Origin of the sequence: Amycolatopsis regifaucium (genome assembly GCF_001613935.1) — a bacterium.
Lineage (GTDB): Bacteria > Actinomycetota > Actinomycetes > Mycobacteriales > Pseudonocardiaceae > Amycolatopsis > Amycolatopsis regifaucium.
The window spans coordinates 429,372-441,521 of the sequence record NZ_LQCI01000009.1 but is presented as its reverse complement, the minus strand read 5'-3'; the positions used below and the strand labels follow the sequence as shown (position 1 = coordinate 441,521).

Annotated in this window: 15 protein-coding genes; 8 read left to right on the top strand and 7 right to left on the bottom strand. The window is 66.9% G+C overall.

The genetic code is table 11. The features are described 5' to 3' along the window. Nucleotides 1-19 precede the first annotated feature (19 nt). Nucleotides 20-667 carry a TetR/AcrR family transcriptional regulator gene (locus tag AVL48_RS11930; RefSeq protein WP_061982652.1) on the bottom strand — a complete coding sequence of 216 codons (648 nt, stop codon included), beginning with the start codon at nt 665-667 and terminating at the stop codon, nt 20-22. A gap of 273 nt (nt 668-940) precedes the next feature. On the opposite strand from AVL48_RS11930, the gene AVL48_RS11925 reads away from it, so the two are divergent. The 7 genes from AVL48_RS11925 (at nt 941) to AVL48_RS11895 (ending at nt 6,361) form a co-directional block, all read left to right on the top strand. Continuing rightward, nucleotides 941-2,164 (top strand): sensor histidine kinase, encoded by a 1,224-nt coding sequence (locus AVL48_RS11925; RefSeq protein ID WP_061982426.1) that lies wholly within the window; start codon nt 941-943, stop codon nt 2,162-2,164. Then, entirely contained in the window at nt 2,161-2,595 is a 435-nt protein-coding gene (locus tag AVL48_RS11920; RefSeq protein ID WP_061982427.1) for a roadblock/LC7 domain-containing protein, read from the top strand. Before AVL48_RS11925 ends, AVL48_RS11920 begins: the two co-directional genes overlap by 4 nt. Nucleotides 2,596-2,614: 19 nt before the next feature. Further along, nucleotides 2,615-2,998, top strand: coding sequence for a DUF742 domain-containing protein (locus tag AVL48_RS11915; RefSeq protein ID WP_044855021.1), 384 nt, complete (start codon nt 2,615-2,617; stop codon nt 2,996-2,998). A 146-nt stretch (nt 2,999-3,144) separates the two neighbouring features. Beyond that, complete coding sequence (locus AVL48_RS11910) at nt 3,145-3,768, top strand: GTP-binding protein (protein WP_061982653.1); 624 nt, start codon at nt 3,145-3,147, stop codon at nt 3,766-3,768. 25 nt (nt 3,769-3,793) lie between these two features. Continuing rightward, a complete protein-coding gene (locus AVL48_RS11905) occupies nt 3,794-5,020 on the top strand; it encodes a styrene monooxygenase/indole monooxygenase family protein (protein ID WP_061982428.1) in 1,227 nt (408 codons plus the stop codon). Nucleotides 5,021-5,139: 119 nt separating this feature from the next. Beyond that, on the top strand, nt 5,140-6,000 hold the full coding sequence (ku, locus tag AVL48_RS11900) for a non-homologous end joining protein Ku (RefSeq protein WP_061982429.1): 861 nt from the start codon (nt 5,140-5,142) through the stop codon (nt 5,998-6,000). A gap of 148 nt (nt 6,001-6,148) precedes the next feature. Then, nucleotides 6,149-6,361, top strand: coding sequence for a hypothetical protein (locus AVL48_RS11895; RefSeq protein ID WP_082857616.1), 213 nt, complete (start codon nt 6,149-6,151; stop codon nt 6,359-6,361). Nucleotides 6,362-6,518: 157 nt separating this feature from the next. On the opposite strand, the gene AVL48_RS11890 is transcribed toward AVL48_RS11895, so the two are convergent. From AVL48_RS11890 to AVL48_RS11870, 6 genes are all read right to left on the bottom strand, one after another. Next, the gene (locus AVL48_RS11890; RefSeq protein WP_061982430.1) at nt 6,519-6,740 is read right to left on the bottom strand and encodes a DUF2795 domain-containing protein; all 222 of its coding nucleotides are present in this window, start codon (nt 6,738-6,740) and stop codon (nt 6,519-6,521) included. A gap of 147 nt (nt 6,741-6,887) precedes the next feature. Next, entirely contained in the window at nt 6,888-7,043 is a 156-nt protein-coding gene (locus tag AVL48_RS39520; RefSeq protein WP_005159014.1) for a DUF6131 family protein, read from the bottom strand. Between the two features lie 257 nt (nt 7,044-7,300). Continuing rightward, a complete protein-coding gene (gene ahcY / locus AVL48_RS11885; protein WP_061982431.1) occupies nt 7,301-8,776 on the bottom strand; it encodes an adenosylhomocysteinase in 1,476 nt (491 codons plus the stop codon). Nucleotides 8,777-9,031: 255 nt separating this feature from the next. Further along, nucleotides 9,032-10,084: a DNA polymerase IV gene (locus AVL48_RS11880; RefSeq protein ID WP_061982432.1), complete on the bottom strand. Its 1,053-nt coding sequence runs from the start codon at nt 10,082-10,084 to the stop codon at nt 9,032-9,034. A gap of 9 nt (nt 10,085-10,093) precedes the next feature. Next, the gene (locus tag AVL48_RS11875; RefSeq protein ID WP_061982433.1) at nt 10,094-10,519 is read right to left on the bottom strand and encodes a YciI family protein; all 426 of its coding nucleotides are present in this window, start codon (nt 10,517-10,519) and stop codon (nt 10,094-10,096) included. A 60-nt stretch (nt 10,520-10,579) separates the two neighbouring features. Further along, nucleotides 10,580-10,846, bottom strand: a complete 267-nt coding sequence (locus tag AVL48_RS11870; protein WP_061982655.1) for a DUF3040 domain-containing protein — start codon at nt 10,844-10,846, stop codon at nt 10,580-10,582. Between the two features lie 243 nt (nt 10,847-11,089). Here AVL48_RS11870 and AVL48_RS11865 point away from each other — a divergent pair, with 243 nt between their 5' ends. Further along, on the top strand, nt 11,090-12,148 hold the full coding sequence (locus AVL48_RS11865) for a cobalamin-independent methionine synthase II family protein (protein ID WP_061982434.1): 1,059 nt from the start codon (nt 11,090-11,092) through the stop codon (nt 12,146-12,148). The last annotated feature ends 2 nt before the right edge of the window (nt 12,149-12,150 follow it).

The following is a 12,150-nucleotide window of genomic DNA, read 5'->3' as shown; positions in this document are numbered from 1 at the left end:
CCCAGTGGTGGGTAGGGTGTTACTTCTTGTTCGGTTTCTTCACCGGTTCGCGTCCGGTGAGCGAGGGGACGCCGGACGAGGCCTCGCGCAGGAGGGTCTCGACCGTGCTCAGGAACGGCTCGGCACCCTCGTTCACCAGCCAGTTGAAGAACGCGGTCTTCACCGCGGACTCCACGATCGCCGCCATGAGCCGCGCGTTCAACGCGTTTTCCGGCCCGGCTCCCGCCCGTTCCAGGATCGCCTCGGCGAGTACCTGCTCGACGGTGGCGTGCGCCTTGAGGAACTCGCCGTGCACCGACGGGTGCAGGATCATCGAGCGCGCGACCTTCACCGAGTCGCGGTTCGGCTCACCGTCGCGGCTGTAGGTCTCCAGCGTCGCGGCGCTGACCGCCTCCCACAGCGTCTCTTCCGGCGGCCGCGTGCGCAGCGCCTCCCGCAGGCGTTCCTGTCGTTCGACGATGAACGAGCAGATCGCCTCCTCCTTGCTGGAGAAGTAGTTGTTGAACGTGCGTGGCGAGACTCCCACGGCGCCGGCGATGTCCTCGACGCGGACCTGCTCGACGCCCTTCTCCATGGCGAGTTTCAACGCGGCCTCGCTCATGGCGCGCCGTGCCGCGCGCTTCTTGCGTTCGCGTAGTCCGAGAGGAGCGGCCGAGTCGGTGGTCACGACGGCCAGGGTAGAGAAAAGTTGCGGGGCGCGCAAATTTATGCGCACTCCGCACTTTTCGGACACGACACGACGCGGCCGATGGGCAAATTGAGCCGAATGGCCTAGCGCGCACCGCTCACCAGCCGCGACGCTTTCGTTATCAGGTCACTGCCAGCGGTTGAACGGAAACCGGTTGTGGACACCGGTAGTTCCGTCTGCTTGCATGTCGGACGTTGTCACTGGGGAGTGCAATACGGGTCCGGGTACGTGAAGAGAAAGAAGTGGAAGCACATGGTGACGCGGGCTCGAGGCTTGCTTGACCGCTCACGGGTTCTTCTGGACCGCTCCCGGGTCGCCGCGGCGCAGTTCCTCGCCGCTCCGCCCCGGCACGCCCCTTCGGCGCCGCCGCCCGAACCGGCTGCGGAACAGCGGCCCGCCGTGGAAGCGCCGGACGCCGGAGCACTCGCCGGCGTCTGCTCCAACGTCGCGCTGCGCGACCTCAACCTGCTCGACCAGCTGCTCGCGCAGCTGGAGACGATGGAGGCGGGGGAGGAGAACTCCGACCGGCTCGCCGAGCTCTACCGGCTCGACCACCTGGCGACCCGGTTGCGGCGCAACGCCGAGAACCTGCGCGTCCTCGCCGGCCGTGACGCCGACGACGCGGCGGCCGGGACCTCGTCCGTGCTCGACGTCATGCGGGCCGCGATGTCGTCGATCGACCACTACTCGCGGATCACGATCGGCCGTGTCGCCCCGCTCGGTGTCGTCGGTTTCGCCGCCGAGGACGTCAGCCGGATCCTCGCGGAGCTGTTCGACAACGCGGCGAACCAGTCGTCGCCGAGTTCCCCGGTCAGCGTCAGCGCGCATCTCACCGAGCAGGGGAGTGTGCTGATCCGCATCGAGGACGAGGGCATCGGCATGCCACCGGAACGCCTCGCGGTGCTGAACGAGCGCCTCGCCGCCGGTCCCGTCCTCGACGACGATTCGGTGCGGCACATGGGCCTCGCCGTCGTCGGCAGGCTCGCCGACCGGCACGAGATCACCGTCAAACTCGACCGCCGCACCCCGCACGGCACGGTCGCCACCGTGCTGCTGCCGGTTCCGGTGGTGTCGGAGCTGGCGGAAACCCAGTGGTCCGGCACGCAAACCGTGGTGTTGCCGCAGACGAAGATCGCCAATGGAGCTCCCGTGGGAAGCCCGGTCGCGACGCCGTCGGGGCTGCCGAGGCGCCGCCCCGCGCCGTCTTCGGCGGAACCGGAGCGGAAGCCCAGCCCGCGTCCGCGTGCCGCCGTCCCCCCGCCCGCCGACGGTGGCACCACGCCCAGTGGCCTGCCGCGCCGGGTTTCCCGCAGTATCAGGACTTTGCCCGACGAACCGGCCCCGCCGACCATTCCGCCCGCCGACTCGGCGGACGGGCACGAGGCGCTGCTGGCCGACCTCGACGCCTTCACCGACGGCGAGCGCGCCGCTCTCGATGACCGGCGCGAGCGTGAGACCGGAGGAAACACCCAGTGACCGCCCAGGACGCGACCACGGATTTCACGTGGCTGCTCGACGATTTCGTGCGGAAGGTGCACGGCGCCAGTCACGCGCTGATCATGTCCGTCGACGGTTTCCCTTTGACCGCCTCGGAATCGGTGTCCAACGACGACGCCGAGCAGCTCGCCGCCATCGCCAGCGGCCTGCTCAGTCTTGCCGGGAACAGTGCCTCGTTGTTCGGCAAGGGAAACTGCGAGCAGATCATCATCCGGCTCACCCGCGGCTACTTCCTGTTCATGGGGATCGGCGCCGAGGCCGGGCTCGCCGTGCTCACCGAACCCGACTGTGACATGAAGGTCGTCGCCTACGAGATGACCCAGTTCATCACCAACGCCGGTCACGCCCTCACCCCCGAAGTGCGCGCGGGACTCCGGCAGGTCCTGACCGCCCGACGGCCGCAGGCCTGAGAATCCGGAGAAGGAAGGGATGACCGTGTCCAGCGACCAAGCTCCGGACCGGCCGGTCAAGATGCGCAGCCGCAGAATCCGGCCGTACGCGCTGACCGGCGGCCGGACCAAGAGCAGTCACCTGCTGCTGGTGGAGACCCTGATCTCGGTGCCGCGCTACGACCCGGCGCTGGCCGAGGCGCTGATGCCCGAATCGCGTTCGCTGTACGAGCGCGCCCGCGACCGCTCGTCGATCGCCGAGCTGTCGGTGGGGCTCGACCTGCCGCTGGGCGTGGTCCGCGTCCTCATCGGCGACCTCGCCACCCAGGGCGCGGTCTTCGTGCACCCGACGGCACACGCCTACAACCACGATACGAACGTGCTCGAGAGGATCCTCGATGGACTCAAGCGCCTCCCGGTCTGACTCAGACGGAGCGGCGGAGCCTTCGGGTCGTTGGCCGCACGAGTACCCAAATCGAACCCGCCCCGGCCGTCACGCCCCGCATTCGGGGTGTCAGGGCGCCATTCAGGAAGGGCGTGAGTGACGTCGTGAAAGAGCGCCCTGGCGACATGAATGCGGTCGCGGGTTCCCAGTCGGACACAGATCTTCTCGCCATTTCGGCGAAGATCGTGGTCGCCGGTGGATTCGGCGTGGGCAAGACGACGTTCGTCGGCTCCGTCTCCGAGGTCCCGCCGCTGAGCAACGAGGCCTGGATGACCGAGGCGGGCGTCGGCGTCGACGAGCTGGTGCCCCCGGGAACCAAGTCCACCACCACGGTCGCGATGGACTTCGGCCGGATCACCCTGCGTGAAGACCTGCTCCTGTACCTGTTCGGCACGCCGGGTCAGGCCCGGTTCTGGTTCCTCTGGGACGACTTGTCGCGCGGCGCGCTCGGCGCCGTCGTGCTGGTCGACACGAGCCGCATCGACCAGTCGTTCGCCGCGATCAACTACTTCGAGAACGACTCCGAACTGCCGTTCATCGTCGCGGTCAACCAGTTCGAGGGGATGCCGGTGCACGACCTCGAGGAGGTCCGCGACGCGCTCGCGCTGTCCCCGGAGATCCCGCTGATCACCTGCGACGCGCGCGACCCGAAGTCGGCGGTCGCGACGCTGCAGGAACTGGTGACGCACACGTTGTCCCTCGCCGTGGTCTCCGGGCCCGGTCGCGAATTCGTCGGTTCGGTGGGCTGATTCTCTTTCTGGAGGAACGTAGAGGATGCGCAAGGTTCTGATCGTCGGTGCCGGGCAGTCGGGGTTGCAGCTGGCACTGAGCCTGCTGAACCACGACTACGACGTCACGGTGATGTCGGCACGGACGCCGGAGGAGATCCGGTCCGGCAAGGTGATGTCGACCCAGTGCATGTTCCACTCCGCGCTGCAGCACGAGCGCGACCACCAGCTGAACCTGTGGGAGAACGAGACCGTCAAGGTGGAGGGGCTCGGCGTCTCGATCGCCGGACCGGACTCCAGCCGGGTGCTGGACTGGTTCGGGCCGCTGGAGCAGTACGCGCAGTCGGTGGACCAGCGGGTGAAGATGGCGGGCTGGCTCGAACTGGTCGAGGACCGCGGCGGCAAGGTCGTCATCCACGGCGTCACCACCTCGGACCTGGCGCCACTGGCGAAGCTGTACGACCTCGTGGTCATCGCGGCGGGCAAGGGTGAGCTGGTCCAGCTGTTCGATCGCATTCCGGAGCGTTCCCCCTACACCGAACCGCAGCGCGCGCTCTCCCTGGCCTACGTACACGGCCTCGAACCCCGGCCGGAACACCCGGACAAGGCCGCCGTGCGGTTCAACATCATCCCCGGGGTCGGCGAGCTGTTCATGATCCCGGCGTACACGCTGAGCGGGAACTGCGACATCCTGTTCTTCGAGGGCATCCCCGGCGGGCCGTTGGACTGCTGGAACGACCGGCCTTCGCCACAGCAGCATCTCGACCGGATCCTGTCGCTGATGAAGCAGTTCCTCCCGTGGGAGTACGAGCGGTCCAAGAACGCCGTGCTGACCGACGAGAAGGCGACGCTGGCCGGCGGGTACACCCCGGTCGTGCGGAACGCGGTCGGCAAGCTGTCCTCGGGCACGCTGGTGCTGGGCATGGCCGACGTCGTGGTCGCCAACGACCCGATCACCGGGCAGGGCTCCAACAACGCGAGCCACTGCGCGGCGTCCTATCTGGACTCGATTCTCGAGCGCGGGGACAAGCCGTTCGACGCCGATTGGATGACGGCGGCGTTCGAGAAGTACTGGGAGTACGCCCAGCACGTCACGACCTGGACCAACGCGATGCTGCAGCCGCCGCCACCGCACGTGCTCCAGATCATCGGGGCGGCGGGGGAGAACCCCGCCGTGGCGACGCGGTTCGCGAACGGATTCTCCGATCCCACCGACTTCCAGCACTGGTTCTTCGACCCGGCCAAAGCGGAGAAGTACCTGGCCGAAGCGTGATTTTCGGCCCGCGACAGTCCCGCGATCGGGTTCACGGGACTGTCGCCGTCCGATGTTTCGGGCTACGGTTGTTACCGAGCGTGAGTACGAGTCGGTAACGGCGGTGGAGGTGCGGCGCGATGCGTTCGATGTGGAAGGGCTCGGTGTCGTTCGGGCTGGTGAGCATCCCGATCCAGCTCTATGCGGCCACCGAGAACAAGAACGTCTCGCTGCGCCAGGTGCACGAGTCCGACGGTGGCCGCATCCAGTACAAGCGGTTCTGCACGATCGACGGCGAGGAAGTGCCCTACGCCGAGATCGCCAAGGGCTACGAACTGCCCGACGGCGAGATGGTCGTGCTCACCGACGAGGACATGGCCGAACTGCCGCTGGCCTCGTCACGCGCGATCGACGTGCTCGAGTTCGTGCCGCTGGAGTCGATCGACCCGATCAACTTCGACAAGACCTATTACCTCGAGCCGCAGAAGAACGCGGTCAAGCCGTACGTCGTCCTGCGTGACGCGCTGCAGAAGGCCAGTCACGTGGCGATCGCGAAGGTCGCCATCCGGCAGCGGGAGGCCCTGGCCGTCCTCCGGGTGCACAACGATGTCCTGGTGATGACGACCATGCTGTGGCCCGACGAGGTCCGCGTCCCGGACTTCGGTTTCCTCCACGACGACCCGCCGCAGGTTCGGCCGCAGGAACTGACGATGGCGGGGTCACTGATCGACTCGCTTTCGGAGCCGGTGTTCGAGCCCGAGAAATACACCGACTCCTACCGCGAGGCGCTGGAGGCCATGATCGAGGCCAAGGCCGCGGGGAGCGAGACGACGAAACCGAAGGCCGTCAGCGCGAAGGGTGACGTCGTCGACCTCATGGAGGCGTTGCAGGCCAGCGTGAGCGAGGCGAAGAAGAGCCGGAAGTCGTCGGCGTCGTCCGCCAAGAAGGCCACCGCGGCGAAGAAACCCGCCACGGGCAAGCGAACCCCGAAGAGCGCCTGACTCTCCTTTGTGGACGGTGTGGCCGGGCTCACCCACCCGGGTCTCGCGACACGCCGCGCGTATGCCAGAATCTGTCGTCCCTCGGTGGTAGTAAGGCAATCGAGGAGAACTTTTCCGAAGCGATCTTCGAACGATCGCGGGAGGCGGCATGAGCATGGAGTGCGCGTTCTGCGCCGACGGTCTCGACCACTGCCACGGAACCCTGGTGGTCCACCTCGAAGGTGGGTTCACCGAATGCAGTGAGGACGGCTGCGTCGACTTCGACTTCGCCCGGCACACACTGACGATCGACTGCTTGGACGTCGACGGTGACTGCACGTGTGCGGAGGTGGAGGCCCGCCTGCTGCTGCGGGCTTCCTGACCGGCGGCGAATACACCAGTCCGGCCCGATCGGGGCGATCAGGACCGATTGCCACCCGAAGGTGTACGCATTCGTGTACATCCGGGCCGGAAATGTGTTAACTATGACGGGGTCCTCCGGCTCTCCCTCCCCCTCGGAGCCGGGGGACCCCTTCATGTCACGGTGCTTCCTTGGCGGTGTCGTGGATCGAGGCGCCATCGCACTCGCACACCGCTTCCCAGACCCCGTCTCCGTCCGCGTAGTCGGTCGCGGGAAGTGTCCCCAGTGGACCCAGGACGTCGTCACCCGCTCCGGCCGCCGCGGCGGCCCGCAGGAGTTCATCGCGTCCGCACGGGTATTTCGCCGCCGTCAAGTATGGGCGGGGGTCTGTTCCGGGCATCGGCTTCCCTCCTTCTCCTGGTCCAAGGTGGATACCCGACGGGCGGGGAACGGAAACAGCACGGGCACGCGGCGTGAGGGGAACGCCGCGTGCCCGTGCTGTTTCCGTGCTGGTACCGGGGACTCAGTACCAGGGCCGGATCGGTGCTCAGTACCAGTGGGCGCGACCGCCGATGGCCTTCCCGGTGTTCCCGAGAACGGCCAGGATGATGCCGATGACCGCGAGCGCGATCCCGATCGAGTACAGAACGGGGATGCTGGCGATGACACCGATGACAATCAGGATGACGCCGAGAATGATCACGGGGCACCTTCTCCTTCGTAGTCGCCCGGCCGAGTTGATGCCGGGGTGTGGCTACCTAGGGGATGCCCGGTTCTCGCGTGCGGAAACAGGTCCATCCGGCCGCAGTTTTCACGCATTCGGCCTAATGGCTGCTGCTCGGAAGCGTTCAAGCGCCTACGGCGCGTGAGTTCGGTAGCGGCCGGCCCGTGATGGCCCCCTTCCTTCCGTCACGCGCAAGGAAGGGGGCCTTCAGGTACTTACCACTCACGAGGCGTACCTCAGTACCGGTAGTGGTCCAGCTTGTACGGCCCCTCGACGTCCACGCCGATGTACTCGGCCTGGCGCTTGGTCAACTTCGTCAGCCGGACACCCAGCGCGTCGAGGTGCAGGCGCGCCACCTTCTCGTCGAGGTGCTTCGGTAGTACGTGGACGTCGGTGGTGTACTCGCCCTGCTTCGTGAACAGCTCGATCTGCGCGATCGTCTGGTTGGTGAAGGAGTTCGACATCACGAAGCTCGGGTGGCCGGTCGCGTTCCCGAGGTTCATCAGCCTGCCCTCGGACAGCACGATGATCGAGTGCGCTTCGCGGTCGGCGGTCGCGGGGAATACCCACTCGTGCACCTGCGGCTTGATCTCGATCTTCTGGATGCCCGGGATCTTCGCGAGTCCGGCCATGTCGATCTCGTTGTCGAAGTGCCCGACGTTCGCGACGATCGCGTTGTGCTTCATCTTGGCCATCTGGTCGGCCATGATGATGTCGAAGTTGCCGGTGGTGGTGATGAAGATGTCACCGCGCTCGACGACGTCGTCGAGTTCCACGACGTCGAGCCCTTCCATCGCCGCCTGCAGCGCGCAGATCGGGTCGATCTCGGTGACGACCACGCGCGCGCCCTGGCCGCGCAGCGATTCCACCGCGCCCTTGCCGACGTCGCCGTAACCGCAGACGACGGCGACCTTGCCCGCGATCATCACGTCGGTGCCGCGGTTGAGACCGTCGATGAGCGAGTGACGGATGCCGTACTTGTTGTCGAACTTCGACTTCGTCACCGAGTCGTTCACGTTCATCGCCGGGAACAGCAGCTCGCCTTCCTTGGCGAGTTTGTAGAGCCGCTTGACGCCGTTGGTGGTCTCCTCGGTGACCCCGCGGACCTCCTTGGCGATGCGGGTGAACCGGCCGGCGTCACGCGCGAGGCTCTCGCTCAGCGTGCGCAGCACGGAGTGGTATTCCTCCGGGTCGTCGTCGGTCGGCTGCGGGACGGCACCGGCGGCCTCGAACTCGACGCCCTTGTGGATCAGCATGGTCGCGTCACCACCGTCGTCGAGGATCATGTTCGGGACGCGGCCGTCACCGAAGTCGAAGAGCTGGTCCGTGCACCACCAGTATTCGGCGAGCGTCTCGCCCTTCCACGCGAACACGGCCGAACCGGAGGGGGCGTCGACGGTGCCGTTCGGGCCGACGACGACGGCCGCGGCCGCCTCGTCCTGCGTGGAGAAGATGTTGCAGGACACCCAGCGCACTTCGGCGCCCAGCGCGACGAGCGTTTCGATCAGCACGGCGGTCTGCACGGTCATGTGCAGCGAACCCGCGACACGCGCCCCCTTGAGCGGCTGCGAGGCGGCGAATTCGCGGCGCAGCGCCATCAAGCCGGGCATCTCGACCTCGGCGAGACGCAGCTGCTTGCGGCCGGCCTCGGCGAGGGAAAGGTCGGCGACGGCGAATTCGATCCCGTTGACCTTGGTCAGGGTAGGACTCACAGGTTCTCCAATCGTGAAGGAAGGCAGGGCGGAGCGGTTCTTCCCGCCGATGGCGGGAAGAACGGAGTCAACACGGGAGGTCAGCGTGCGGCCGCGAAGACGGCGGCAGCCGGAAAAGTGTTACAACGCAAAAAAGGGACACCTCCGCGATGGGAGGCGCCCTTACGTCTGTCACGGCGGGCCGAGCGTGGCGGAAGAATTCCGTCGCAGCGCCTCTCGGCCCGAAACCAGGATGGCAAAGCGCCGCGAGCGCTGTCAAGGCGACGTGGATCGCGCCGCCGCGGCGGAGAATTCGGCGCGGACGCCCAGCAGGCGGACCGGTCTGCCGAGGTCGAACATGTCGAGCACGGCCAGCGCCGCCTTCTCGATCTCACCCGGGTCCGCGGTGGGTGCGGGCAGGGTCACGCTGTGAGTGTGGGTCAAGAACGGCGCGAACCGGATCTTGACCGCGACCCGCGCGGCGGGCCTGCCTTCGTCGGCCACGTCCTGTGAAACGCGTTTCGCCAGTGCGACGACCTCGGCGGCCATGGCCTCGGGGTCGGTCAGGTTCTGCTGGAACGTGGTCTCACGACTGCGGGATCGGGCGACGTACGGCGTCGCGGTGACCTCGGCGTCCCCGATTCCGCCGGCGAGGATCCGGTACCACGGGCCGAGCTTCGGGCCGAACCGTGCGGCGAGGTCGGCCGCTTCGGCGCCCGCCAGGTCCAGCACGGTGTGATAGCCGGCCGCCGCGAGCTTTTTCGTGGTCTTGGCGCCGATGCCCCACAGCGCGTCCGTCGGCCTCTCGGCCATGACGTCCCACCAGTTCTCCTGGACGAGCCGGAAGACCCCGGCCGGTTTGGCGAAGCCGGTGGCGAGTTTGGCCCGCAGCTTGTTGTCCCCGACGCCGACCGAGCAGGACAGCCCGGTCTCCTCGGCGACCACTCGCCGGATGTCGGCGGCGAGGGCTTCGGGATCGTCGGTGGCGGCTCCGAGAAACGCCTCGTCCCAGCCGAGTACCTCGACCACCACCGGGAATTCGCGGAGCGTCGCCATCACCCGGTCGGAGACCTCTTGGTAGGCGGGGGCGTCCGTGGCCAGGAAGATCGCTTCGGGACAGCGTTTCGCGGCGGTCCGCAACGGCATCCCGGACTGGATGCCGAATTCTCGCGCTTCGTACGACGCCGTCGCCACCACGGCCCGTTCGGTCGGGTCACCGTTGCCGCCGACGACGACGGGCTTCCCGCGCAGCTCAGGCCGCCGGGCGACCTCGACAGCAGCGATGAACTGGTCGAGGTCGACGTGGAGCACCCACTCCCGGACGGTCATACGGCGAGCTTAAGACCGTTCGGCGATCTCGTCGCGCATACGCTGCTCGTTCTCCTGCAGTTCCGGCGTGAAGTTCTCGCCGAAGTCCTCGGCTTCGAGGATCTTGCGGATCTCCAGCACGGTGTCGCCGTGCGGGGGAGTGGGGCAGCGCTTCGCCCATTCGATCGCTTCGGCGCGTGACGGCACGTCGACGATCCAGAAGCCACCGACGAGTTCTTTGGCTTCGGTGAACGGGCCATCGGTGACGGTGGCTCCCGCGGCACTGAGGGTGACCCGCGCGCCCTTCGAGCTTTCCTGCAGACCTTCGCCGCCTACCAGCACTCCGGCGTCGAGCATCTCCTGATTGAACTTCGCCATGGCGGTCAAGGCTTCCATCGGCGGCATCTTCCCGGCTTCGGAATCCTCGTCCGCCTTGATGATGATCATGAACCGCATGGTCTTCCTCCCAGTGAACCGGACGTATCGCCCGGACTCTACCGGCGTACGGGAAGGCGGTCAGTCGCGCCCGAATCGCGACAGGTGAACGATCACGGCCGCGGTCACGGTGATCATCCCGACCAGCAGCAGGGCCGGGCTGTTCGTCACCAAGCCCAGCAGCATCAGCAGTCCGGCGGTCACATCGATGCTCAGCACGACCGCCAGCCGGAGGAGGGGAGGCGGCGCGGGTTTGCCGGACCGGAGCCGAGCGGCCAAGGCCGGCTCGGTGAGCTCGAACCAGCGCTCGATCTTCTCCAATTCCTGCCGATCGTGATGGCTCAGCATCGGTTGCTCCTTCGGCGCGCGCCCGCTCGACAACGAGGGAATACCCAAGACCAGGGCGGGATAAGCGTCGAACTTCAACCGGATTTCGTATAACGACCTATACGTCCGGTGAATGGTGCGTTCGACTGGACCGCATTGGCCCATTCGGGGTCTCCGCACGCAGAAAGATCTTCAACGAAGGGAATGATCGGTAGTTTTCGTGATCACGACCGTAGGCGGCTTCACCTGGGAGGAAAACGCACGATGACGATACCCACCGAACCGATCGGCAGCATTCCCCGTCCGGCGTATCTCCTGGAAGCTCTCGGTGAGCACGCGGCCGGCCGGCTGGACGCCGACGGGCTCGATGAGGCGAAGGAAAAAGCTCTCGTGGAGACCATCAATCGGTTGGAGGAGACCGGTTCCCCGGTCGTCACCGATGGTGAACAAGGTAAGCCGAGCTTCGCCACATATCCTTTGGCGGGCCTGGATTCGCTCGCGCCGGACGGGGTCGTCATCCCCTTCGCCGACGGGCACACCCGGCAGCTTCCGCGGCTCACCGCCGGCCCGTTCCGCTACCAGACCCACGCCGCCGCTTATCTGCGCGAGGCCAAGAAGTACGCGACCAGGCCGGTCAAGCAGGCGGTGATCGCGGCTTCGGCGGTGAGCCTCGTTTATCCCGGTGAAGAATTGGCCGGATATAGCAAAGAACAGTTCATCGCCGACCTGGTGAACGAAGCGGAGGCGGATATCCGCGGCAGTCTCGACGCGGGCGCGGACAGCGTCCAGATCGACTTCACCGAAGGCAGACTGTCGCTGAAGCTCGACCCGTCCGGCGGGCTGTTGCAGTCCTTTGTGGATCTGAACAACGCCGTTCTGGAGCGCTTTTCCGAGGAGGAGCGCAAGAAGATCGGCGTGCACACCTGCCCCGGCGGGGATCAGGACTCGGTGCACAGCCTCGATGTCGACTATGCCGAACTACTGCCGACGTTGTTCCAGTTGAAGGTGGGCAACGTCTACGTGCAGCTGGCCAGCGAGGCGGATCCCGAGCGGGCGCTCGGCGTGATCGCCGCGCACTCCCGGCCGGAGCAGCGGATCTTCGTCGGCGTGACCGACCCGATCGACCCGCGCGTCGAAACGGCCGAGGAGGTTCGGGACCGGGTGCTCCAGGCGGCGCGGTACATCCCGGCCGAGCGGCTGGGCACGTGCGACGACTGCGGTTTCTCGCCGTTCGCCGACGACACGTCGACGTCGCGGGAGATCGCGTTCGCCAAGATCGCCGCTCGGGTCGAGGGCACGCGTCTCGCCGCTGAATCCCTGTAGCC

Excerpts from the sequence above, each read along its gene's own strand:
- AVL48_RS11925 (WP_061982426.1), top strand. The coding sequence starts at position 941 with ATGGTGACGCGGGCTCGAGGCTTGCTTGACCGCTCACGGGTTCTTCTG.
- AVL48_RS11915 (WP_044855021.1), top strand. The coding sequence starts at position 2,615 with ATGACCGTGTCCAGCGACCAAGCTCCGGACCGGCCGGTCAAGATGCGC.
- AVL48_RS11910 (WP_061982653.1), top strand. The coding sequence starts at position 3,145 with ATGAATGCGGTCGCGGGTTCCCAGTCGGACACAGATCTTCTCGCCATT.
- AVL48_RS11905 (WP_061982428.1), top strand. The coding sequence starts at position 3,794 with ATGCGCAAGGTTCTGATCGTCGGTGCCGGGCAGTCGGGGTTGCAGCTG.
- ku (WP_061982429.1), top strand. The coding sequence starts at position 5,140 with ATGCGTTCGATGTGGAAGGGCTCGGTGTCGTTCGGGCTGGTGAGCATC.
- AVL48_RS11895 (WP_082857616.1), top strand. The coding sequence starts at position 6,149 with ATGAGCATGGAGTGCGCGTTCTGCGCCGACGGTCTCGACCACTGCCAC.
- AVL48_RS11890 (WP_061982430.1), bottom strand. The coding sequence starts at position 6,740 with ATGCCCGGAACAGACCCCCGCCCATACTTGACGGCGGCGAAATACCCG.
- AVL48_RS11880 (WP_061982432.1), bottom strand. The coding sequence starts at position 10,084 with ATGACCGTCCGGGAGTGGGTGCTCCACGTCGACCTCGACCAGTTCATC.
- AVL48_RS11875 (WP_061982433.1), bottom strand. The coding sequence starts at position 10,519 with ATGCGGTTCATGATCATCATCAAGGCGGACGAGGATTCCGAAGCCGGG.
- AVL48_RS11870 (WP_061982655.1), bottom strand. The coding sequence starts at position 10,846 with ATGCTGAGCCATCACGATCGGCAGGAATTGGAGAAGATCGAGCGCTGG.
- AVL48_RS11865 (WP_061982434.1), top strand. The coding sequence starts at position 11,090 with ATGACGATACCCACCGAACCGATCGGCAGCATTCCCCGTCCGGCGTAT.